Annotated in this window: 24 protein-coding genes; 16 read left to right on the plus strand and 8 right to left on the minus strand. The window is 59.0% G+C overall.

Features of this window, described 5'->3' with window-relative positions; all coding sequences use genetic code 11:
* Positions 1–7 precede the first annotated feature (7 nt).
* Positions 8–763: a 3-hydroxyacyl-CoA dehydrogenase gene (locus I9188_RS01475; RefSeq protein WP_209503680.1), complete on the minus strand. Its 756-nt coding sequence runs from the start codon at positions 761–763 to the stop codon at positions 8–10.
* A gap of 217 nt (positions 764–980) precedes the next feature.
* Between I9188_RS01475 and I9188_RS01480 the strand changes: the two genes are divergently transcribed.
* Positions 981–1,676 carry a hypothetical protein gene (locus tag I9188_RS01480; RefSeq protein ID WP_209503681.1) on the plus strand — a complete coding sequence of 232 codons (696 nt, stop codon included), beginning with the start codon at positions 981–983 and terminating at the stop codon, positions 1,674–1,676.
* Positions 1,677–1,754: 78 nt separating this feature from the next.
* Here I9188_RS01480 and tyrS read toward each other — a convergent pair whose 3' ends face one another.
* Positions 1,755–3,008, minus strand: a complete 1,254-nt coding sequence (gene tyrS / locus I9188_RS01485; protein ID WP_209503682.1) for a tyrosine--tRNA ligase — start codon at positions 3,006–3,008, stop codon at positions 1,755–1,757.
* Between the two features lie 278 nt (positions 3,009–3,286).
* On the opposite strand from tyrS, the gene I9188_RS01490 reads away from it, so the two are divergent.
* Positions 3,287–4,408, plus strand: coding sequence for an anhydro-N-acetylmuramic acid kinase (locus I9188_RS01490; RefSeq protein WP_348540313.1), 1,122 nt, complete (start codon positions 3,287–3,289; stop codon positions 4,406–4,408).
* A gap of 27 nt (positions 4,409–4,435) precedes the next feature.
* Here I9188_RS01490 and I9188_RS20435 read toward each other — a convergent pair whose 3' ends face one another.
* Together I9188_RS20435 and I9188_RS01500 are read right to left on the minus strand one after the other, a co-directional pair.
* Entirely contained in the window at positions 4,436–5,212 is a 777-nt protein-coding gene (locus tag I9188_RS20435; protein WP_209503683.1) for an extensin family protein, read from the minus strand.
* Positions 5,213–5,302: 90 nt separating this feature from the next.
* On the minus strand, positions 5,303–5,722 hold the full coding sequence (locus I9188_RS01500) for a cupin domain-containing protein (protein WP_209503684.1): 420 nt from the start codon (positions 5,720–5,722) through the stop codon (positions 5,303–5,305).
* Between the two features lie 86 nt (positions 5,723–5,808).
* Between I9188_RS01500 and I9188_RS01505 the strand changes: the two genes are divergently transcribed.
* From I9188_RS01505 to I9188_RS01535, 7 genes are all read left to right on the plus strand, one after another.
* On the plus strand, positions 5,809–7,227 hold the full coding sequence (locus I9188_RS01505; protein ID WP_209503685.1) for a protein adenylyltransferase SelO: 1,419 nt from the start codon (positions 5,809–5,811) through the stop codon (positions 7,225–7,227).
* A gap of 295 nt (positions 7,228–7,522) precedes the next feature.
* Positions 7,523–8,227: an endonuclease/exonuclease/phosphatase family protein gene (locus I9188_RS01510; RefSeq protein WP_209504871.1), complete on the plus strand. Its 705-nt coding sequence runs from the start codon at positions 7,523–7,525 to the stop codon at positions 8,225–8,227.
* 83 nt (positions 8,228–8,310) lie between these two features.
* A complete protein-coding gene (locus I9188_RS01515; protein ID WP_209503686.1) occupies positions 8,311–8,724 on the plus strand; it encodes a Fur family transcriptional regulator in 414 nt (137 codons plus the stop codon).
* A gap of 135 nt (positions 8,725–8,859) precedes the next feature.
* Positions 8,860–9,738, plus strand: coding sequence for a DMT family transporter (locus tag I9188_RS01520; RefSeq protein ID WP_209503687.1), 879 nt, complete (start codon positions 8,860–8,862; stop codon positions 9,736–9,738).
* 136 nt (positions 9,739–9,874) lie between these two features.
* Positions 9,875–11,152, plus strand: a complete 1,278-nt coding sequence (gene eno / locus I9188_RS01525) for a phosphopyruvate hydratase (RefSeq protein ID WP_209503688.1) — start codon at positions 9,875–9,877, stop codon at positions 11,150–11,152.
* A 48-nt stretch (positions 11,153–11,200) separates the two neighbouring features.
* Entirely contained in the window at positions 11,201–11,740 is a 540-nt protein-coding gene (locus I9188_RS01530; protein WP_209503689.1) for a GNAT family N-acetyltransferase, read from the plus strand.
* A 139-nt stretch (positions 11,741–11,879) separates the two neighbouring features.
* On the plus strand, positions 11,880–12,044 hold the full coding sequence (locus tag I9188_RS01535) for a hypothetical protein (RefSeq protein WP_171631940.1): 165 nt from the start codon (positions 11,880–11,882) through the stop codon (positions 12,042–12,044).
* Here I9188_RS01535 and I9188_RS01540 read toward each other — a convergent pair.
* Genes I9188_RS01540 through mazG form a run of 3 tightly spaced genes read right to left on the minus strand, consistent with a single transcriptional unit; the run spans position 12,041 to position 14,349 of the window.
* On the minus strand, positions 12,041–12,490 hold the full coding sequence (locus I9188_RS01540) for a GNAT family N-acetyltransferase (RefSeq protein ID WP_209503690.1): 450 nt from the start codon (positions 12,488–12,490) through the stop codon (positions 12,041–12,043). The two genes, I9188_RS01535 and I9188_RS01540, sit on opposite strands and share 4 nt — an antisense overlap.
* Positions 12,487–13,428: a nucleoside hydrolase gene (locus I9188_RS01545; RefSeq protein ID WP_209503691.1), complete on the minus strand. Its 942-nt coding sequence runs from the start codon at positions 13,426–13,428 to the stop codon at positions 12,487–12,489. Before I9188_RS01545 ends, I9188_RS01540 begins: the two co-directional genes overlap by 4 nt.
* Positions 13,429–13,482: 54 nt before the next feature.
* Positions 13,483–14,349: a nucleoside triphosphate pyrophosphohydrolase gene (gene mazG, locus I9188_RS01550; RefSeq protein ID WP_209504872.1), complete on the minus strand. Its 867-nt coding sequence runs from the start codon at positions 14,347–14,349 to the stop codon at positions 13,483–13,485.
* Positions 14,350–14,415: 66 nt separating this feature from the next.
* Here mazG and I9188_RS01555 point away from each other — a divergent pair, with 66 nt between their 5' ends.
* The 4 genes from I9188_RS01555 to I9188_RS01570 all read left to right on the plus strand — a co-directional run bounded on the left by I9188_RS01555 (position 14,416) and on the right by I9188_RS01570 (position 18,089).
* Complete coding sequence (locus I9188_RS01555; protein ID WP_209503692.1) at positions 14,416–15,579, plus strand: M20 aminoacylase family protein; 1,164 nt, start codon at positions 14,416–14,418, stop codon at positions 15,577–15,579.
* 31 nt (positions 15,580–15,610) lie between these two features.
* A complete protein-coding gene (speB, locus tag I9188_RS01560) occupies positions 15,611–16,585 on the plus strand; it encodes an agmatinase (RefSeq protein WP_209503693.1) in 975 nt (324 codons plus the stop codon).
* An 89-nt stretch (positions 16,586–16,674) separates the two neighbouring features.
* Positions 16,675–17,622, plus strand: coding sequence for an agmatinase (gene speB / locus I9188_RS01565; RefSeq protein WP_209503694.1), 948 nt, complete (start codon positions 16,675–16,677; stop codon positions 17,620–17,622).
* A 65-nt stretch (positions 17,623–17,687) separates the two neighbouring features.
* Positions 17,688–18,089, plus strand: coding sequence for a DUF1499 domain-containing protein (locus I9188_RS01570; RefSeq protein ID WP_209503695.1), 402 nt, complete (start codon positions 17,688–17,690; stop codon positions 18,087–18,089).
* Positions 18,090–18,104: 15 nt separating this feature from the next.
* Here the strand turns inward: I9188_RS01570 and I9188_RS01575 are convergent, their stop codons facing one another.
* Positions 18,105–18,386 (minus strand): hypothetical protein, encoded by a 282-nt coding sequence (locus I9188_RS01575; protein ID WP_209503696.1) that lies wholly within the window; start codon positions 18,384–18,386, stop codon positions 18,105–18,107.
* A gap of 62 nt (positions 18,387–18,448) precedes the next feature.
* Here I9188_RS01575 and prfA point away from each other — a divergent pair, with 62 nt between their 5' ends.
* From prfA to I9188_RS01590, 3 genes are all read left to right on the plus strand, one after another.
* Positions 18,449–19,504 carry a peptide chain release factor 1 gene (gene prfA / locus I9188_RS01580; RefSeq protein WP_209504873.1) on the plus strand — a complete coding sequence of 352 codons (1,056 nt, stop codon included), beginning with the start codon at positions 18,449–18,451 and terminating at the stop codon, positions 19,502–19,504.
* Positions 19,501–20,346: a peptide chain release factor N(5)-glutamine methyltransferase gene (prmC, locus tag I9188_RS01585; RefSeq protein ID WP_209503697.1), complete on the plus strand. Its 846-nt coding sequence runs from the start codon at positions 19,501–19,503 to the stop codon at positions 20,344–20,346. Before prfA ends, prmC begins: the two co-directional genes overlap by 4 nt.
* Before the next feature lie 239 nt (positions 20,347–20,585).
* On the plus strand, positions 20,586–21,179 hold the full coding sequence (locus tag I9188_RS01590; RefSeq protein ID WP_209503698.1) for a DUF4167 domain-containing protein: 594 nt from the start codon (positions 20,586–20,588) through the stop codon (positions 21,177–21,179).

Here is a 21,179-nt window from a genome sequence, read left to right on the forward strand (position 1 = left end):
GGCCGTCTTACCGCATCCGCAGAGCGCCGTCGATGCGGATGACTTCGCCGTTCAGATAGCCCATTTCAACGATGAAACCGGCCAGCCGCCCGTATTCCTTGGGGTCACCCAGGCGGGCCGGGTTCGGGACGTCGGCGGCCAGTTGTTGCTGCACGTCGTCAGGAAGGCCCGCCAACATCGGGGTCATAAAGATACCCGGCGCAATGGTCATGACGCGAATCCCGGACGAGGCCAGATCGCGGGCCATTGGCAGGGTCATGCCAACCACGCCGCCTTTCGATGCAGCATAAGCCGTCTGTCCCTTTTGGCCGTCGAATGCAGCAATCGATGCAGTGTTGATGATCACACCGCGCGCCCCGTCCGGTTCGGGTTCGTTCTTTGCCATCTCAGCCGCGGCCAGCCTTGAGACGTTGAATGTGCCGACAAGATTGATGTCGATCGTGCGCTGGAACGCGTCCAGCGGGTGGGGTCCATCCTTGCCGACTGTCTTGATTCCATAAGCGATACCCGCGCAGTTCACAGTCGCGGTGATCTTGCCCATCTTGTCCATGCCGTGGCGTACGGCAGCTGCGACCGAGGTTTCGTCGGTTACATCCGTCAGCGCAAAATACCCACCGATTTCGGAGGCGACTAGAGCGCCACGGTCCGCGTCACGGTCCAGAATAGTGACTTGCGCACCCTGCGCGGCAAAGTGACGGGCGGTGGCTTCGCCCAGACCGGATGCGCCGCCGGTGACAAGAGCGGCTGTGGTGGACAGGTGCATCGGAACTCCTCCCTGGGATATGAACAGCTGTTCAATAACTGCATTGCAGGGTCGGTGTCCACATCTTTGAGCCTGAACGCCTAAAGGGGCGGGGCGGACTGACCGCCGGGCAAATTCGCATCTTTAAGGCATCTTAATCCGCACTTCACGAAAACGCGCCTGTTCGTGAACGAAGTAATCACAGCCATTGCGTGTTTTTTCGTCAGGAGGTTCCGATATGGTAAATGGTAAGAATAAATCACTGGGTGCTGTACTGACTGCACCTGTCTTTGGAATTGTGGTTGCCGGCAGTGCTGTTGCAGCGCCGGAAACCTGTAACTGGAAAACGGCTCGAAATCTTGCGAATGCAGGCGACTATGCCGGGCTTTGCGATTGTGTTCAGGTGACCCCGAGCTTTCTGGACAGACTTCAGAAGAGACCGGATTTTGAGACAACGCTGAGCATTGCCGGGGCGCAATGCCCGGGGCTGGCCGCGTTGTTGACGGATTTGCCAACGGCAAGCTTGACCGGCGCGGCAGAAAATCGGGGCGAAAGCCGCAGTTCAGAACCCGGCGGGGCAGGATTTGCGAACGCGGTTGGTCCTGACGGTCTTGGTGGTGGAGGAGAGCCTGACAACGGCGGCCAAGAACCCGGTGGTGGCGGTGGTGAACCCAGCGGTGGCGGAGAGCCCGGCGGTGGCGGTGGAGAGCCCGGCGGTGGTCGCGGGGAATCCGGCGGTGGCGATGGTGAACCCGGCGGTGGCAAAGGCAATAACGGCGGCGGAAAGGGCCATAACGGCGGCGGCAAAGGTGGCGATAAGGGTAACAATGGCGGCGGCAACGGCGGCGAGGGCAGTAGTCCGGGTCGCGGAAACAACGCCAATGACGATGAAGGCGAAAGCGACCGGCCCGGTCGCGGAAAGGGACGTCAGTAGCCGTGCTGATTCCAAAATAGATACGGCCACCCAATCGGGTGGCCGTTTCCTGCTTTGCAATCAAAGGTGAAAGGGGCGTCAGCCCAGTTGCACCAATGCGTGGCGTTTCTTGCCTGCACTCAGCTTGATCGGAGACGTCAATGCACCCGCGTCGATCATCAAGCCCGCATCCGTCAGCGGAGCGTCGTCCAGTTTGGCCCCGTTTTCGGCAATCAGGCGCTTGGCCTCTTTGCCGGACTTGGCCAGGCCTGATTTGACAATGATCTGCACGATGGACATGCCGTCGCCCAGCTCGTCCGCGCTGAGGGTCAGGGTGGGCAGATCGTCTCCAACCCCACCTTTTTCGAACACTTCACGGGCTGTGGCTTCGGCCGTTGCCGCAGCTTGCGCCCCGTGGAGAAGGGCTGTCACCTCATTGGCGAGGCGGATTTTGGCCTCATTGATTTCGGACCCGGCAAGCGCGCCAAGACGGTCACATTCATCCACGGGCAATTCGGTATAGAGCTTCAGGAACCGCCCGACATCCGCATCGGTGGTGTTGCGCCAGAACTGCCAGAATTCATAGGGTGAGCGCATCTCGGCGTTCAGCCAGACCGCGCCTTCCTGCGATTTGCCCATCTTCTTACCGTCGCTGGTGGTCAGCAGGGGAGAGGTCAGGCCGTAGATTTCGTGATCCAGCACCCGGCGGGTCAGGTCGATACCGTTGACAATGTTGCCCCACTGGTCGCTGCCGCCCATTTGCAGAACACAGCCATAGCGACGGTTCAGCTCCAGAAAGTCATAGGCTTGCAGGATCATGTAGTTGAACTCGAGAAACGACAGCGACTGTTCGCGATCCAGCCGGGATTTCACCGATTCAAAGCTGAGCATCCGGTTGACCGAGAAATGCCGCCCGATGTCGCGCAGGAAATCAAGGTAGTTCAGATCATCCAGCCATTCGGCATTGTTCAACATTAGTGCCTTGTTTTCGGCGTCAGTGTCGTAATCGATATAGGCCGCGAACACTTTCTTGATGCCCGCGATGTTTTCGTCGATCTGTTCGGGTCCCAGCAGGGGGCGTTCATCCGCGCGGAACGAAGGGTCGCCCACCTTGGTGGTGCCGCCACCCATAAGGGTGATCGGCTGGTGGCCGGTCTTCTGAAACCAGCGCAACATCATGATCTGGATCAGGCTGCCCACATGCAACGACTTGGCCGTTGCATCAAAGCCGATATAGGCCGGCTTGCACCCACTGATCAGCGCGTCGTCAAGGCCCTGATAATCGGTGCAGTCGGCGAGGAAGCCGCGCTCGATCATCGTGGCGATGAAATCCGATTTGGGGTGGTAGGTCATATCGTGCCCTCGGGGTTTGTGTTGCGCGGCACTGTATAGGCGGCGCTGCGGATGAGGAAAAGCCACCTTTTCATTCTAAAAGCGCATGCCGTGATATGCGCGCGCAACTTGATAGCAGGGGTGTTGATCCTGAAGCGCGGCGTCGGAAAAAAACCGACGCCCCCAATCAGAAGGCTTGCCAAGGCGGCATAACAAAAGCACCTTGACCAAGCTGCAACCCAGAGGCGAAGTCCAGAACTCCGGGCACGGCGGAAACATTGCCAGATCAGGAGGCGGGCGTGGGCCAAACCATCAAGAAACACGGAATGGTTCGGGCATTGGGCGCGATGTCCGGTACGTCGCTGGACGGGGTGGACGCTGCGGTGGTGGAAACCGACGGGCATTCCATCGCTGGGTTCGGAAAAAGCGGCTATCGCGCCTATACCGAAGCCGAGCGCGAAGTGCTGCGGGCGGCATTGGGGCAATGGCACGGCCCGCAGGTCGATGCGGCGGCTGAAATGGTAACCATAGCCCATGCCGAGGCGCTGTCCGAGTTCGAAGATGTAGATCTGATCGGCTTTCACGGTCAGACGCTGGCGCATGAACCGCGCGGGCGTGGCACACTGCAGGTGGGCGATGGTCTTGGGCTGGCGCAGGCGCTGGGGCGCCCGGTGGTCTGGGACTTCCGGAGCGACGACGTGGCGATGGGGGGCGAGGGCGCTCCGCTGGCGCCGTTTTTTCACTTTGCTTGCGCCAAGTGGTTTGGCGCGGACCGCCCGTTGTGCTTCCTGAACCTGGGTGGTGTTGGTAATCTGACCTATGTGGACCCAAGCTTTGATGGTCCCGAGGCGCTTGGGGCGCTGCTTGCCTTTGATACGGGGCCAGCGAACGCGCCGGTCGATGACCTGATGCAGGCCCGGCTGGGGCAGCCGATGGACCGGGATGGTGCGGTTGCGCGCAATGGCACCGTCGAAATGGGTGCGTTGGAGTTGTTTCTGGCTGAGCCTTTCTTTGCACGTATGCCGCCCAAGTCGCTAGACCGGAACGATTTCTCTGAGATGATCGACCTGGTGAAAGAACTGGGTGACGCTGACGCGGTGGCGACCCTGACCGGGATGTGCGCAGCGGGGGTGGTGCAAGGGATGGAACATTGTCCGCAACCGCCGTCTTGCGTGCTGGTTACAGGCGGTGGACGGCGCAATCCGGTTTTGATGGAGATGCTGCGCGTGTCCCTCGACTGCCCGGTCGAACCGGTCGAGGCCGTGGGGCTGGACGGTGATATGCTCGAGGCGCAGGCTTTTGCCTATCTGGCCGTGCGCGTGGCGCGGGGATTGCCAACCTCGTGCCCGGGAACAACCGGGGTGAAAGCGCTGGTGGGTGGCGGCATGGTCAGTACAGTGAACGCTCAACCGGTGGGTTGAGGTTGCATACAGGTAACGGCTAACGCGTTATCGACACACAGGCTTGCCACTGCGACGGGCTGTGTCGAAGTGAAAATGCCCTTTGTGATACCGGTCAGCATCAGGACCAAGAACAGTTCCAAACAGGCCACAGGCTCCGCTGTGCAACTCTCGTAACACGGTGCTTTGATCGGTGTCGCTCCATCCGTCCTGAACGGTGATCTGCGTTCCGTCCTGCAACACGAAGGTCGAGATATCGATGGCCCGACCTCGCGCATGTTCGGAAATGCGCGCATAGGGCTGGTTGTTCTGCGTCTTGCAGGCATAGTGGCCAACAACCCGCATCCCCTTGAGCCCACCTCCCAGTTCGGCGAAGGCAGGTTTGGCTGTGTTTTCGATCCACGTTTTCAGCGTAACGGCTGTCTGACAGTCCATCAGCGAAAACTGGCTGAGCGCAATGTCCGAAATTCTGTAAATCCGGACCGGGTTGGCGATGCCGCAACCTTGCGCTTTTCCAGCCAAAGACATGCGGGTTTCGCCCAAGATGGTCCAGTCACCACAGACCGCCCCGCGGTCACGCATACGCTGGCGACCCACTTCAAACTGGCGGAACTTGCAAGGGCGCAGCGCAGGGCGTTTCGAGATCAGCACCGCAGGTTCGACAGCCGCGGCAGGTTCGATGTGTTCGGTTGCGACTTCCTCCTCCAGATCGGGCAGCGCCAATTCGGATGAAAGGGGGAATTCTGCACAGGCGATCTCGGCGTTTGCAAGACCGGTGCTTGCGAACAGAAGCAGATGGATCAGGAAGATGCGTTTCACAATCACTCTATGCTCCGATACCTGCGGTTGCGTTTACAGAATGATAAATGCGTAACTTTCTGTAAACTCACCTTTTCAGAGCATTCCAAGATCAGCTTATCCCCGAGGGATATCAAACCCAGGTTCTGCAAGTTGGAATCCATCGAACTGAAATCCGGGTGAAACTGTACAGCTGACCAGTGTGTAATCACCGGTGCTGCGTGCGGCCTGCCAATGGCCGGTGGGAACAATCAGTTGCGGTGCGCCCCGAGACAAATCGGGCGACAGCACATGGTCGGCCGCCGGACCCTTGACTGTTGCGCTCAAGGACAGAATCAGTGGCGCGCCCGCGTGATAGAGCCAGATCTCGGTCGCGTCGACCCGGTGCCAGTGGCTGCTTTCCCCCGCTTGCAGCAAGAAGTAGATGCAGGTGCCGGTCGGGCGGCCCTTGTTCTCGGCGCGCCAGGTTTCCGCGTACCAGCCGCCCTCGGGATGAGGTTGCAGGTTCAGGCGGTCGATGATCTCTTGTGCGGTCATGTGGCCCCTCGTGTGTTTGGCGCAATTATGCACGGCAAGGTGTGATCCGCTATGGTATTCGTGCGCACGGGGAATATGTTTGCCCCATGACACTGACCATTCCTTTCGATAACTCATATGCCCGCCTGCCGGACGCGTTCTTTGCGCGACAGAAACCGGCGTCTGTACGCGCGCCCAAGTTGATCGCGTTCAATGATGATCTGGCACGGCTGTTGCAGGTCCATCCGGGCGACGTGCAAGAGATGGCGGAAGCCTTTGCAGGTAATCGCATCCCCGATGGTGCGGACCCCATCGCGCAACTTTATTCCGGGCATCAGTTTGGCCAGTACAACCCGCAGCTTGGGGACGGGCGCGCGGTGCTGTTGGGCGAAACTGTCGGAACGGATGGTGTGCGGCGGGATGTTCAGCTGAAAGGCTCGGGCCCGACGCCGTTTTCGCGTCGCGGCGACGGCAGGGCTTGGCTGGGTCCGGTTCTGCGCGAATACGTGGTGTCCGAGGCGATGCACGCGCTGGGCATCCCCACAACACGCGCACTGGCGGCGGTAGAGACCGGTGAAACCGTGTTCCGGGAGGGCCCGATGCCCGGCGCGGTGCTCACCCGGGTTGCAACCAGCCATTTGCGGGTAGGCACCTTTCAGGTCTTTGCTGCGCGGGGGCAGTTGGACAATCTGCGGCGCCTGACGGACTATGCCATCGCGCGCCACTATCCCGCAGCCCAAGGGCCAATGGGCCTGCTGCGGGCCGTTCGGGATGCGCAGGCCCGCCTGATCGCGCAGTGGATGGGCGTGGGCTTTATCCATGGGGTCATGAACACCGACAATTGCTCGATCGCGGGTGAGACCATCGATTATGGCCCCTGTGCCTTCATGGACGTTTATCACCCCAATACGGTCTACAGCTCGATAGATCGGATGGGCCGTTATGCCTATTCCAACCAGCCAGATATTGCTGTCTGGAATCTGGCGCAGCTGGCAACCTCACTGATCCAGCAGATGGACGACAAGGACGCCGCTGTTGAGGAGGCGACCGAGATCGTGCATGCCATGCCGGATCTGCTGCAACAGAACTGGTTGACCCGGTTCCGGGCAAAGGTCGGACTGACGACCGCTGAAGAAGGCGATCAGGCGCTGATCACCGATCTGCTAAAACGCATGGCCAAGGGGCAGGCTGATTTCACCAACACCTTCCGTGCGCTGGGCAAAGATACCGCGCGCGACCAGTTTATCGACCCGCAGGCCTTTGACAGCTGGGCAGAGGGCTGGCGTGCGCGTTTGGCGCGAGAGGCGTCACCGCATGAAGTGATGACCGCAGCGAACCCCGCCTATATTCCGCGCAATCACCGTGTCGAGCAGATGATCCAATCAGCGGTGGCGGGGGATTACCAGCCGTTCCTTCGGCTGAACGCCGTCCTCGCGCGGCCTTACGACGATCAGGCAGATGCGGAGGATCTGAAACAGCCCCCGGCTGATAACGAGGTCGTGCACGCCACGTTCTGCGGTACGTGACGATCAAACATCTCTGGATATCCCTCGCTGCGGAACGGTTCGCTGGGAGGGGCGAACGGATTTGTCCGGTCCAGATCGGTGTCAGATGCGCTGAGCCTGCGACATTTCCGTCCTTGTGAACCGAAATGATGCAGGTGGGGAACCCATCAGACTCAGGCCGACCACGTGCCGGGTTTTTAAGCGATATACCATGCCAAGGCGACTTCCCCAGTTGCCGTTGTTGCGACGTGAAACTGAAGGGTTGCGTCCGGCGGCAGGCGTGTCACTTTGGGTCAAGCCCACTGGTCAGATCTATATGCAGTTATCTTCCACCCTTCGAATTGCCAGCTATAACATTCAGAAATGCCTCGGGCTGGATTTTCGGCGCCAGCCGCAGCGCATTTTGCAGGTCATCGAACATATGCAGGCCGATATCGTTGTGTTGCAGGAGGCCGACAAACGTCTGCCGCCGCGCCCGGCGGCCCTGCCGCATTTCATGCTGGATGAAGCCGGGTGGCAGATCGTCGATCTGGGCGGTGCCGGCAGTCTGGGCTGGCATGGCAACGCGGTGATCTGGCGCGGCGAGGGCCTTTCGGTCCGGCGGACCGGACATCACGAATTGCCCGGGCTTGAACCGCGCGGGGCGGTCCGTGTCGAATTTGATACCCATATCGGGCCGTTGCGGGTGATGGGAATGCATCTGGGGCTGTTGCCTGCATCGCGACGTCAGCAGATCTCGCATATCAGGCGGTTTGATAAAGAGCTGGAGCAGATGCCGACAGTCTGGGCGGGGGATTTCAACGAATGGTCCCGACAGCCGGTTCTGGATCACCTTGCGCCGGAAATGCGTTTCCTGCCCCCCAAGCCAAGTTTTCCCGCCGCGCAGCCGCTGGGCGCGCTCGATCGGATCGCGCTGGGCGCGGGCGTCAGGGCCACTGCGCATGGTGTCCATGACGCGCGCCCTGCACATATCGCATCGGATCATTTACCGGTCTGGGCTGATTTGGCGCGCGTGGCTTAACTTCAACGGAAAAGAAGAAATCCCTGTGGCGCAAAGTGCGCAGACATACTAAGACAGACACCCGAGCAATTCTGAGGGGCATCATGTCGGAAACGATTATTGGACGTTGTGAGGCCAAGGGTCTGCGCATGACCGGTCAAAGAAGGATCATCGCGCAGGTATTGGAACAAAGCGACGACCATCCGGATGTCGAAGAACTGTACGCGCGTGCTTCTGCCATCGACACAGGCATCTCGATTGCGACGGTGTATCGTACGGTCAAACTGTTCGAAGAGGCCGGTATTCTGGAGCGTCTGGAGTTCGGCGATGGGCGGGCCCGTTATGAGGATGCCGAGCGTGATCACCACGATCACCTGATCGACATGCAGTCGGGCGAGGTCATCGAATTTGTCGATCCCGAAATCGAAGCCCTGCAGGAAAAGATCGCCGCCAAGCTTGGGTACAAGCTGAAAGGGCATCGGCTTGAGCTGTACGGCGTACCGCTCAAGCAGGAGTGATCCATCACAAATCGCGAACGGCCCCAACACGTTAATTCATTGAACGTGTCGGGAAATGGCTTGCCAGACGTCGCTGGTTGCGGTTCATGTGCCCGCATACTGTACCCCAAGTGCCCTTTTCCTGTGGACGCGCGCATGAATAACGTAAACGGCATCCTTTTGCTGATCGGATCGATGGCGGCCTTTTCGCTTGAGGATATGTTCATCAAGTTCCTGTCGGGCGCTGTGCCGACCGGTCAGATCATGGTGTGTCTGGGTGTGTTCTGCGGGCTTGTCTTTGCGGTGATGTCGGTGGTCACACGTAAACGCATCTTCGATCCCGTAGCGTGGAAACTGCTGCCGATGCTGCGCGCAGGCACAGAAGGATTCGGTGCCGTAACCTTTGTCACCGCGTTATCGCTGATCGATCTGTCCACTGTCGCCGCCGTGTTTCAGGCCATGCCGCTTGCAGTGACCATGGGCGCGGCCCTGTTTCTGGGAGAGCAGGTCGGCTGGCGCCGCTGGAGCGCCATTGGTGTCGGCTTTATCGGTGTTCTGATGATCATTCGCCCCGGACTGGAAGGGTTTCAGCCAGATTCATTGTTTGTCGTGCTGACCGTGTTTGCGATTGCGGCGCGCGATCTGATAACGCGCAGGCTGGATGTTCGGGTGGCCTCATCGGTTGTAGCGATGCAGGCGTATATCGCAGTGGCGCTGGCCGGGCTGCTGTTGATGGTTGTTTCAGGAACACCCTTTGTGCCGGTGCAAAGCGGCCAGGCAGGGCCGTATTTGGGGGCGATCGGTTTTGGTGTTCTAGGGTATTACGGCATCGTCACGGCCATGCGGGTTGGCGAGGCTTCGGCCATGATGCCGTTTCGCTACACGCGTCTGGTGTTTTCGATCCTTGCCGGAATGCTGATGTTCGGTGAACGCCCGGATGCGCTGACAATGGCTGGGGCGAGCCTGATCATCGGATCTGGCCTGTATACATTTATTCGCGAGCGACGTCTGGCGCGCAATCTGGTCCCGGTGTGAACCTGTTGGCGCAAACAGCAAACTGTTAGCCCTAAAGGTCGGTAAATATACGTGTTAGCGATAACGGAACCGGTTTACTTTTGGTCGGTTGCTGCTATGACGCGTGCAACCGACTGCAGCCATAGGGACAGACCTCATGAGCACCATCATTGACATCCACGCGCGCGAAATTCTGGACAGCCGGGGCAACCCGACGGTCGAGGTCGACGTGATTCTGGAAGACGGCACCATGGGCCGCGCCGCCGTACCGTCCGGTGCGTCCACCGGCGCACATGAAGCCGTTGAAAAACGCGACGGCGACAAATCCCGCTATATGGGCAAAGGGGTTCTGGAAGCCGTGGCCGCCGTGAATGGTGAAATCGCCGAGGAACTGGTGGGTTTTGACGCGACAGAGCAAGTGGCCATCGATCAGGCGATGATCGAACTGGACGGAACCAATAACAAAGGCCGTCTGGGTGCCAACGCCATTCTGGGCGTGTCGCTGGCAACTGCCAAAGCCGCAGCAGATTTCACCACGCAGCCCCTTTATCGCTACGTCGGCGGCACCTCGGCCCGCGTGCTGCCGGTGCCGATGATGAATATCATCAACGGCGGCGAACATGCCGACAACCCGATCGACATTCAGGAATTCATGATCATGCCAACCTCGGCCGCGAATATCCGCGAAGCCGTGCGCATGGGGTCCGAAGTGTTCCACACCCTGAAGAAAGAGCTGTCGGCTGCCGGTCTGGCCACCGGTGTCGGTGACGAGGGCGGTTTTGCCCCGAACATCGCCAGCACCCGCGAGGTGCTGGATTTCATCCTGAAGTCCATTGAAAAGGCGGGCTACAAACCGGGAGAAGAAATCCACCTGGCCTTGGATTGCGCGGCGACCGAGTATTACAAGGACGGCAAATACGTTTTGGCGGGCGAGGGGATCACCCTGACATCCGAGGAAAACGCAGCCTATCTGGCGGCTCTGGTCAATGACTATCCGATCATCTCGATCGAAGATGGCATGTCCGAGGATGACTGGGACGGCTGGAGAGCCCTGACTGACGCCATCGGCGACAAGGTGCAGCTGGTGGGCGACGACCTGTTTGTGACCAATCCGGCGCGCTTGGCCGAAGGGATCAAGCGCGGCTGCGCGAACTCGATGCTGGTCAAGGTGAACCAGATCGGATCGCTGACCGAAACCCTGCGCGCCGTCGATATGGCCCACCGGGCGCGATATACCAACGTAATGTCGCACCGTTCGGGTGAAACCGAGGATGCCACCATTGCCGATCTGGCGGTGGCGACCAATTGCGGTCAGATCAAAACCGGCTCGCTGGCGCGGTCGGACCGGTTGGCCAAATACAACCAGTTGATCCGCATCGAGGAATCGCTGGGCGAGGTTGCGGAATACGCAGGCGCGTCGATCCTTCGCAAATAACGCACTTGGTGCTAGGCTGGCCCCTGGGTTTAATCCGGGGGTCGCATTGTGCTGAACATCATCGAACCGGAAACGCCGGACCAGTTTGAAGCGGTTCGGCGTTTGTGTTGGGATTACAGGGATTTCCTGCTGGCGCTGGATGAAAGAACCGCCCAGATTGTGCAGGCTTTCTACCCAAGCGAAAAATACGCCCGTGTAATGGACAACATTGACGCGGAACACGCACCGCCGACCGGTGGGATCAAACTGGCATTGCTGCATGGGGAACCGGTCGGCTGCGGCATGTTTCACACGTACGAGCCCGGTGTGGCTGAAATCAAACGCGTATTTGTAACCGACGCTGCAAGGGGGACCGGCGCAGGCTGTGCCATCATGCTTTCGCTGATCGAAATGTGCCGTGGCCTTGGGTTCGACTGTATTCGAATGGACACCGGCAAACCCCTGGAAGTGGCGACTCGGTTATACCTGTCTTTGGGCTTTCACCTGCGCGACGCCTATTACGAAACTCCTGAAATCGCACGCGATCACCTGCTTTTTTTCGAGATGTCGCTTTTTGAGAAAGACATTGGCGTGCCAGAGAAAAGATAAAACTCTCAGGGGTATGGTCGTCTTTGATGTAGAAATTTGATAATAATTAAGTGGCTTAATTTTCTTATGTGTGAACTTGTTACTTATCGCGTTCACTCGAAATGCCGTAGTCTTTCTTCATTGCAGAAAGGAGACCACGATGTCTGTATCCAAATTCCTTCTGATAATCGTCACAGCGTCCATCACGGTATTGTCCGCGTGTGCGGGTCCGGGAACGTATCCGATAACCGGAGAAGAGGTTTCGTCGAATGACCCGGTTCAGGACATGAATCCGGCAAATATCTTCCGTGGCGAGTCGCGCTAAAGTACCTTGCTCATCAGCATATAGCTGTCGCGTTGTCTGAACCCCGTGCGCAGATAGAGTTTTTGGGCAGTTTCATTGTTCCGGTCGACTTCCAGATGAAGAGCCATCAGGCCTGCCCCGGCAAGAGCTTTAGGCAGGTCCAGTAGAACCTCGGTGGCAATGCCGCGGCCCCGAACGGCGGGGCGTATATAGATCTCGTCCACGAAACCGTCCATGCCGCCGAACTCGACTGACCAGCCAAAGGTCAGGATGATATATCCCAACGGCGCGCGTCCGGGCCCGATCAGATAGACACAGCCATGAGGGATGCCATCCAGCATGGGGGCGAGGGCATCGCGTGTCTTGTCGGTGTCCTGTTTCAGTCCGACCTCGGTATGAAAGGCGGTGACCAGTGTCATCAGGCGATCCAGATCGTCGGGGCGCGCAAGGCGGAGGGCAGCGCTCATAGTCTGGCCAGCCTTTCTGTCAGTAAGGTGAAAAAGCCGTCGGCGTCGATTTCTCCCATGAACAGCGCATTTGGTGCTCGGTTGGTGACACCCCACCAATCGGCGACGGTCATGCCCAAGGTCAGGTCAGACCCTGTTTCAATCTCGACATTCACCCGGCGGCCCGAAAACAGCTCGGGGCGTATCAGATAAGCGGTGACGCAAGGGTCGTGCAGGGGAGCACCCGCGCTGCCGTATTTCTCTTTGTCGAAGCGTTCAAAGAAATCCGTCATCTCGGCCACGGCATTTCCTACCTTGCTGTCCAATGCGCGGAACGCGTCATTTCGTGGTTTGGTCACTAACGCCTTGTGTGTGACATCCAATGGCATGACAACGATTGGCTTTCCGGATTTGAATACTATATCAGCAGCTTCTGGGTCGACATAGATGTTGAATTCAGCGGTGGGGGTGATGTTGCCGACTTCGAAATACGCCCCGCCCATCAAGACGATTTCCTGCACGTGGTCGATGATATCGGGGGCTTTGCGAAATGCAGTCGCGATGTTTGTCAGCGGCCCCAGCGGACATAGGGTCACTGTTCCCGGTTCTTCAGCGCGCAGGGTGTCGATGATGAAATCCACTGCGTGACCGTCGGCCAATGGCATCTGCGGATCCGGCAGGACCGGGCCATCCAGCCCGGTTTTCCCGTGCACGTGTTCTGCGGTGACAAGCGCGCGGTTCAGCGGTTTGTCGCAGCCCGCATAAACCCGCACATCCGTACGTCCGGCCAATTCACAAACGATTCGGGCGTTCTTGGCCGTAAGGGCGAGCGGAACGTTACCTGCGACGGCCGTGATACCCAGAACCTCGATCTCGTCCGGGCTGGCCAGCGCCAGCAGGATGGCGACGGCGTCATCCTGTCCGGGATCGGTGTCGATGATGATCTTGCGAGGGGGCATTGGCGTCTCCGGGGGTCGTGAAGGTGGGACACTCGCAAGTGTCGGATCGCTTGTCTACCCGTTTCTGGTCGCCGCCACTGCATCCACCGGCGGGAGTTTGCCGTTGGCACGATGCTCTTCAGTTTTGACCTCGTCCCACAGCGCATCCATCTCGGCCAGATCGCTTTGTGTGGGGGTCTTGCCCCGTTCGGCCAGCCGGGCTTCGATCTTTTCAAAGCGACGGGTGAACTTGGCATTGGTGCGACGCAGGGCGGCTTCGGGTTCGATGCCAAGATGACGGCCCAGATTGACCATCACGAACAGCAGATCGCCGAACTCGTCTTCCAGCGCGTCGGCATCCATCTTGTCGCGCGCCTCTTCCAGTTCGGCGGCTTCTTCGGTGATCTTGGCCAGCACATGGCTGGCGTCAGGCCAGTCGAACCCCACCCGAGCGGCTCGTTTTTGCAGCTTATGCGCGCGCAACAGGGCGGGCAGGTTTGCGGCCACACCGTCCAGTGCACCTTTTTGTTCTTTGCCCGCCCGCTCGGCGGCTTTGATGGCTTCCCAATCTTTGGTTTGCTGGTCGGCCGACTTGTCGCGGGATTCATCGCCAAACACATGCGGGTGGCGGCTGACCATCTTGTCGGACATGGTGCGCACCACGTCCTGAAAGGTGAAATGTCCTGCTTCTTCTGCCATTTGGGCGTGAAATACGGATTGAAAAAGCAAATCCCCCAGCTCTCCCTTAAGCTCGTCAAAGGCTTCGCGTTCGATGGCGTCCGCGACCTCATAGGCCTCTTCGATCGTATAGGGGGCGATGGTCGCGAAATCCTGTTCGATGTCCCACGGGCAGCCAGATTGCGGATCGCGCAGGCGGCGCATGATTTCCAGCAGCCGTTCGATACCTGCATCGCTGTCATGGATCAGAGGATTTTCAGCCATTGCGAACCCTTTCATTCCGGTGTCAGATGCATCCATTCCGCAGTCCCGATCAGGAGTCCACCCCAGATGCCCGTCGTCAACCGAATTGCCGATTTCTCTGCCGACATGACCAGATGGCGCCAGTATCTGCATACCATCCCCGAGTTGGAATTCGAATGCCATGAAACGGCAGCCTTTGTGGCCGAACGTCTGCGTGAGTTCGGGGTTGATGAGTTGCATGAGGGGATCGCAAAGACCGGGATGGTCGCGATCATCAACGGGCAGGGCGACGGGCCGACGATTGGCTTGCGCGCCGATATGGATGCGTTGCCAATTACCGAGGAAACGGGCGTTGACTATGCCTCTCAGAACCCCGGAAAGATGCATGCCTGCGGCCATGACGGGCATACTACCATGCTACTGGGCGCGGCACGTTATCTGGCCGAGACGCGAAATTTCAGCGGTCGCGTGGCGCTGATCTTTCAACCCGCCGAGGAAGATGGCGGTGGTGCTGGTGTGATGGTCGAAGAAGGCATCATGGACCGGTTCGACATCTCGCAGGTCTATGCGCTGCACAACGCGCCGGGATTTGCCGAAGGGACATTCTATACAACGCCGGGGCCGATCATGGCGGCTGTCGATACATTCGAAGTGCATATTCAGGGTGTCGGCGGCCACGGTGCGATGCCGCATGAAACCCGTGATCCGGTTATGGCGGCCTGTGGGATTGCGCAGGCCATTCAGACCATTGTCAGCCGCAACCATTATGCGCTGGACGATCTTGTCGTTTCGGTCACGCAAATCCACACCGGCACGGTCAACAACGTCATCCCGGATACGGCCTATATCAACGGTACCGTTCGAACATTCGATCCGAACGTCCAGCAGATGGTGATGCGGCGCATGGCCGAGATTGTCGAAGGGCAAGCCAAATCCTATGGGGTCGAGGCGCGATTGGAATACAATGTCGATTACCCAGCCACCATAAATGATGCCGAAAAGGCGGGCTTTGCGACCGAGGTGGCGCGTGAAATATCCGGTGACGACCGGGTCACCGGCAATACCGGGCGCGAGATGGGGGCCGAGGATTTCTCGTACATGCTGCAAAAGCGCCCCGGTGCTTATCTGTTCCTCGGGCAGGGTGAGGGCGCGGGGCTGCATCATCCGAAATACAACTTTAACGACGAAATTGCACCGGTGGGCGCGTCGTTTTTCGCGCGGATCGTGGAAAAAGCGCAGCCGTTGAGCTGAAAAAAGGTTCGGGAAAGGGACTACAGAAGACATGGCACTGGAAGACGCAAGAAACCAGGTGGATGAGGCATTCACCAATCCGGACCTCAAGGGGTTGTCTTATGAAAATACGTTCGGCGGGGCGACGTCTTTTTTGCGGCGGCTTTACACCAAGAACCTGAAGGGCGTGGACATCGCCGTTACTGGCGTGCCGTTTGATCAGGCGGTTACGAACCGGCCCGGCACGCGCCTTGGCCCTCGGGCGATCCGTGAGGCCAGCGCGCTTCAGTCGCCCGATGCGCCTTATGGCTGGCCCTTTGATGCGCTGAGTGAGCTGGCGATCGTGGATTATGGCGATATGGCTTATGATTACGCCAATATCCCGGCCTTTCCCGAAACGCTGACCGACCACATCCGAACCATTCTGGGCTCTGATGTGGCGTCAGTCGCGCTGGGTGGCGATCACTATATCAGCTTTCCGATCCTCAAAGCCTATGCCGAGAAATACGGGCCAATGTCCCTGCTGCAATTCGATGCGCATACCGACACATGGGCCGATGATGACATGTCCCGCGTGGATCACGGGACAATGTTCTACAAGGCTGTAAAGTCGGGCATCGTCGATCCGAAACGCTCGGTCCAGGTGGGTATTCGCACCACAAATGAGGATACGCTGGGCGTGAACATTATCGATGCGCGCGAGGTCCATGAATCGGGACCTGCTGTGGTCGCGCAGAAGATCAAAGGTATTCTTGGTGACAGCCCCGTTTACCTCAGCTTCGACATCGATGGTCTTGACCCGGCCTTTGCCCCTGGTACGGGCACGCCGGTCTGGGGTGGGTTAAGTTCGATTCAGGCGCAGATCATCCTGCGCGACATTGCCGGGATCAATATCAAGGGCGGGGATGTGGTCGAAGTATCGCCGCCCTTTGACACCTCAGGTGCGACAGCGATTGCTGGGGCCCATGTGGCGACTCAGATCATTTGCCTGTTGGGGTGGAACAAGCTGGAAAAAGCAGAAGGGTAAACCCGTACGGGTTCACGTTAACCAACAGTTAGCCATGCTTAAGGTATGTGCTGGATCAAGTGACAAACAGGGACGGGACCATTACGCACATGACCGATTTCAACCAACCACTTAGCGGGAATGATCTGGCCCGGTTTTCCGGGCCGAACACATTCATGCGCCTGCCGCAGGCCTCTTCGCTTGAGGGGTTGGATGTGGCAGTGTTGGGGGTGCCGATGGATATCGGCACGTCGTGGCGGTCGGGCACGCGCTTTGGCCCCAAGCAGATCCGCGGCGAAAGCGCGATGATCCGGCCCTATAACATGGCCACCAGAGCGGCCCCGTTCGACAGTTTGCAGATAGCCGATATTGGGGATTTGGCGATCAACACCTTCTCGCTGGCGGACAGCCTCAGGATCATCAAGGAAAGCTATGACGCCATTTTGGCGAAAGGCGTGGTCCCGGTGGCGATGGGGGGCGATCATTCGATCACCCTGCCGATCCTGCGAGCCATCAAGGCCAAACACGGGCCCGTGGCGTTGGTGCATGTGGACGCCCACGCCGATGTGAATGACGAGATGTTCGGTGAACGCGAAACCCACGGCACCGTTTTCCGTCGTGCATATGAAGAGGGGCTGATTGTTCCCGACAAGACGTTTCAGATCGGCATTCGCGGCTCGGGCTATGCAGCCTCGGATTTTACCGAAGCCAAGGACTGGGGTTTTCGCCAGTTCCCGGCCTGGGAGCTGTGGCAGCAGAACCTGACCCAGATCGGATCGCAGGTTCGCAAGATCATCGGGGACCACCCGGTTTACATCTCGTATGACATCGACAGCCTTGATCCCGCATATGCTCCGGGCACCGGCACGCCGGAAATCGCAGGGCTGACGACACCGCAAGCGTTGCAGCTGATCCATGCCCTGCATGGGGTAAACGTGGTGGGATGCGATCTGGTCGAAGTCTCACCCCCTTATGATCCATCGGGCAACACAGCACTGACAGCAGCCAACCTGATCTATGAGATGCTGTGTATCCTTCCGGGTGTGACGTCGCGGTAAGACGCGGTGGAATGTCTTGCCGCCGGTTTTGTTCCGCTTAGGGTTCACAAAAGGGATGGAGCGGGATGAAAAAGATGGCTTTGTGGGCAGTGATTGCGCTTGTGGTTGGGGCAGGCGCCTATGTCCGGCTGGCACCGTCAGACCCTGCGCGGTGGCACGTCGCTTTCGTTTCGACCGAAAGCCAGAACTTGCCCGGTGGTGTGTTGCGCGTTGTTGAAACCGGCCCCGACGGGTTGCAGCGTCTTGACGAGATTGCCCAAACCACACCGCGCACTAAGGTATTGGCCGGCTCGGTCAGCGAGGGCATGATAACCTATATCACCCGCACGAAATGGATCGGCTTTCCCGACTACACCACGGCTCAGCAGGACGGAGACACCCTGCGCATTCATGGCCGCCTGCGGTTTGGTCGCAAGGATTTCGGGGTGAACAGGGCGCGGGTCGATGGGTGGTTGGCGCAGTTCTAGTCGTTGCGCAAACGGTCAGGACGCATCGTCTATATCAATGGGGTCGAAAGGCTCACTCTGTAATTTGGACGACAAACACCCCTCCTGAACCTCGCGCCACATGGGAACGTTCAGGGACATCTGGCATTGCGCGGTGAACATGCGTCCGTCGACCTGAAGGCAGATCATTTCACCCAGTTCGATGCGTGACCCGGATGTGTCGGTGCAATAGCAATCCCGCGTCTTGCCGTCAGGGCCGATGTAATCGGCGAATGCAGGCGTGGTCGTCACCAGCAGAGTAAGAAAAACCCGTTTCATGGCTGCCAGCTTAGCATGACGTTGCCCTTGACCAAAGCCCCCGGATGAGAGACACCGCCGGGATGATCCCCGAAGAACGTCTTGAACAGATCACCCAGCGTTTTCAGTACCTCGAAGCTGCCATGGCCGATGGCGCGTCGGGTGGTGATATTGCGGCGCTGGCCAAAGAATATTCCGACCTCAAGCCTGTCGTCGATCAGATCATGGCCTGGCGACAGCTGGTGGGAGATCTGGCCGAGGCGCAGGCGATGCTGACTGACCCGGACATGAAAGAGCTTGCCGAGGAGGAAATCCCCGAGTTGCAGGCTCGCATCCCCAAGGCGGAAAACGCGCTCCAACTGGCATTGTTGCCAAAGGATGCGGCAGATGCCCGTCCAGCGATGCTGGAAATTCGCCCTGGCACCGGCGGGGACGAGGCCGCTTTGTTCGCGAGTGATCTATTGCGCATGTATCAGCGATACGCCGAGGCGCGTGGCTGGAAATTCGAGATTATCGAAGAGCAGGCCTCGGATCTGGGCGGCATCAAGGAAGTGGTCGCCCATATCAAAGGCGACAATGTCTTTGCGCGCTTGAAATATGAATCCGGCGTCCATCGGGTGCAGCGCGTGCCCGAAACCGAAAGCGGGGGGCGCATTCACACCTCGGCGGCGACAGTGGCGGTTCTGCCCGAGGCCGAGGATGTAGACATCCAGATCGACGCCACTGATATCCGAATCGATACGATGCGGAGCTCGGGTGCCGGGGGACAGCACGTGAACACGACAGACTCGGCTGTGCGGATCACGCATCTTCCGACGGGATTGGTGGTGACGAGTTCCGAAAAATCTCAGCACCGCAACCGCGAAATCGCCATGCAGGTTCTGAAGACGCGCTTGTACGATCTGGAACGGCAGCGGATTGACAGTGAACGCTCGGCAGATCGTGCCAGTCAGGTGGGCTCGGGGGATCGCTCGGAACGCATTCGTACTTACAATTTCCCGCAGGGGCGCATGACCGACCACCGGATCAACCTGACGCTCTATAAGCTGGATCAGGTGATGCAGGGCGATCTGGACGAAGTGATTGATGCGCTGACGGCGGATGATCAGGCCCGGCTGCTGGCCGAGATGGCACTATGACGGGTCTGCAAACAGCGGCACAGGCGATGGTGGCGGCGACAGCGCGCCTGCGTGCGGCCGGTGTTGACGATCCGGCGCGCGACGCGCGTTTGTTGCTGGCCCACGCTGCACGGATTGAAGCCAGCCGCGTGACGCTGATTGCCCCGGAAGAATTACAGCCCGAAATTGCCGAGCGTTATGATCAGCTGATCTCCTTGCGTGCCATTCGGGTTCCGGTGTCGCATCTGTTGGGTGAGCGGGAGTTTTACGGCCGCAGGTTCCGCGTCAGCCGGGATGTCCTTGATCCGCGCCCGGAAACTGAAGCCTTGATCGAAGCGGCGTTGAGCGAACCATTTGATCATGTCCTCGACCTGGGGGTGGGCTCGGGATGTATCCTGATAACCCTTCTGGCCGAACGCAGCAGTGCCACGGGCTTGGGTGTTGATCTGAGCGAAGCCGCCTGCCTGCAAGCCAGTGCCAATGCGGTTCAGCATCAGGTAGAGGCGCGGGTTGAGATCCTTCGATCAAACTGGCTTGAAAACATTGAGGGGCAGTTCGACCTTATTGTTTCCAACCCGCCGTATATCTCAGTGTCTGAGATGGAAGAGCTTTCGCCCGAAGTGCGTGAGCACGAGCCGCGTATGGCCCTGACGGATGAAGGGGACGGGTTGGGCGCGTATCGTCGGATCGCGGCGGCGACCCCGGATTTTCTGTTTCCGGGCGGGCGAATTCTTGTCGAAATTGGTCCGACGCAAGCGGCAAAAGTATCAGCCCTGTTCGACGCCGCCGGATTGGTGGACGTTCGGGTGATCCATGATCTGGACGGTCGCGACCGCGTTGTCGGCGCGAGAATGCCGGGTTGAGCGGCGGGTTTGCGGCAAAAACCGCCGACCTGAACAAAAAAGCTGGTGAAAACCCGAGATTCCTCTTGTCTGCGCCGTCAGGACATGTTTACTCAGGATTAGTCGGCGAGGTTGACGCTGTTGCAGCGCACCCCTGACGCCAAGCCCAAAAAGTCGACTTCCCGTCACGGCAAACGCCTTAGAGCAGTGCAAAACACGGGTTGAACGACATCGCATAGATAAGGCTGACGTAAAGTAAGATGAGATCTTCCAAACCCCGTTCGCGGGCCAAGAATAACCGCAATCGTCCTTCTGGCGGCAACGTCGTAAACCGGGTTTTTGACAGCTCGGGTCCTGAAGGCAAGGTCCGTGGCACGCCGCAACAGATTATTGACAAATACAACCAGTTGGCACGTGACGCTCAGCTGTCGAATGACCGCGTGGCGGCAGAAAACTTCCAGCAACACGCGGAACACTACCTGCGGATGCTGAGCGAGGCGCAGCGCGAGATTGACGCACGCCGTGAAGAGCAGGAGCGCCAGAACCGCGAACGCCAGGCCGAGCGCGACCGTGAACGTGCCGAACGTCAGGAACGCGAAGCGACCCGTCAGTCTGATCCGGCCGAGGCACCGCAGCCTGATGTGATGGACCTTACCCATCAGGCTTCAGAGCCCGATAGCGGTCTGGTAGAGACCCCGGAGAACAAAGAAACCCCGGCGGCTGAAACACCGGAAGAGGCTCCGCGCAAGGAAAAACCCGCGCGCAAGCCACGCGCCCGGAAGCCCAAACCTGCACCGGAGGCAAAAGAGGATGCTTCTGCCGACACAGGGGACGCACCGGAGGCGGCTGAATAA

The organism is Ruegeria sp. HKCCSA071 (assembly GCF_017872555.1).
Taxonomy (GTDB): Bacteria; Pseudomonadota; Alphaproteobacteria; order Rhodobacterales; family Rhodobacteraceae; genus Ruegeria.

What these genes read in the sequence shown, in the direction of transcription:
- I9188_RS01475 (WP_209503680.1), bottom strand. Translation starts at nt 763, where the DNA reads ATGCACCTGTCCACCACAGCCGCTCTTGTCACCGGCGGCGCATCCGGT.
- I9188_RS01480 (WP_209503681.1), top strand. Translation starts at nt 981, where the DNA reads ATGGTAAATGGTAAGAATAAATCACTGGGTGCTGTACTGACTGCACCT.
- tyrS (WP_209503682.1), bottom strand. Translation starts at nt 3,008, where the DNA reads ATGACCTACCACCCCAAATCGGATTTCATCGCCACGATGATCGAGCGC.
- I9188_RS01500 (WP_209503684.1), bottom strand. Translation starts at nt 5,722, where the DNA reads ATGACCGCACAAGAGATCATCGACCGCCTGAACCTGCAACCTCATCCC.
- I9188_RS01505 (WP_209503685.1), top strand. Translation starts at nt 5,809, where the DNA reads ATGACACTGACCATTCCTTTCGATAACTCATATGCCCGCCTGCCGGAC.
- I9188_RS01510 (WP_209504871.1), top strand. Translation starts at nt 7,523, where the DNA reads ATGCAGTTATCTTCCACCCTTCGAATTGCCAGCTATAACATTCAGAAA.
- I9188_RS01515 (WP_209503686.1), top strand. Translation starts at nt 8,311, where the DNA reads ATGTCGGAAACGATTATTGGACGTTGTGAGGCCAAGGGTCTGCGCATG.
- I9188_RS01520 (WP_209503687.1), top strand. Translation starts at nt 8,860, where the DNA reads ATGAATAACGTAAACGGCATCCTTTTGCTGATCGGATCGATGGCGGCC.
- eno (WP_209503688.1), top strand. Translation starts at nt 9,875, where the DNA reads ATGAGCACCATCATTGACATCCACGCGCGCGAAATTCTGGACAGCCGG.
- I9188_RS01535 (WP_171631940.1), top strand. Translation starts at nt 11,880, where the DNA reads ATGTCTGTATCCAAATTCCTTCTGATAATCGTCACAGCGTCCATCACG.
- I9188_RS01540 (WP_209503690.1), bottom strand. Translation starts at nt 12,490, where the DNA reads ATGAGCGCTGCCCTCCGCCTTGCGCGCCCCGACGATCTGGATCGCCTG.
- I9188_RS01545 (WP_209503691.1), bottom strand. Translation starts at nt 13,428, where the DNA reads ATGCCCCCTCGCAAGATCATCATCGACACCGATCCCGGACAGGATGAC.
- mazG (WP_209504872.1), bottom strand. Translation starts at nt 14,349, where the DNA reads ATGGCTGAAAATCCTCTGATCCATGACAGCGATGCAGGTATCGAACGG.
- I9188_RS01555 (WP_209503692.1), top strand. Translation starts at nt 14,416, where the DNA reads ATGCCCGTCGTCAACCGAATTGCCGATTTCTCTGCCGACATGACCAGA.
- speB (WP_209503693.1), top strand. Translation starts at nt 15,611, where the DNA reads ATGGCACTGGAAGACGCAAGAAACCAGGTGGATGAGGCATTCACCAAT.
- speB (WP_209503694.1), top strand. Translation starts at nt 16,675, where the DNA reads ATGACCGATTTCAACCAACCACTTAGCGGGAATGATCTGGCCCGGTTT.
- I9188_RS01570 (WP_209503695.1), top strand. Translation starts at nt 17,688, where the DNA reads ATGAAAAAGATGGCTTTGTGGGCAGTGATTGCGCTTGTGGTTGGGGCA.
- I9188_RS01575 (WP_209503696.1), bottom strand. Translation starts at nt 18,386, where the DNA reads ATGAAACGGGTTTTTCTTACTCTGCTGGTGACGACCACGCCTGCATTC.
- prfA (WP_209504873.1), top strand. Translation starts at nt 18,449, where the DNA reads ATGATCCCCGAAGAACGTCTTGAACAGATCACCCAGCGTTTTCAGTAC.
- prmC (WP_209503697.1), top strand. Translation starts at nt 19,501, where the DNA reads ATGACGGGTCTGCAAACAGCGGCACAGGCGATGGTGGCGGCGACAGCG.
- I9188_RS01590 (WP_209503698.1), top strand. Translation starts at nt 20,586, where the DNA reads ATGAGATCTTCCAAACCCCGTTCGCGGGCCAAGAATAACCGCAATCGT.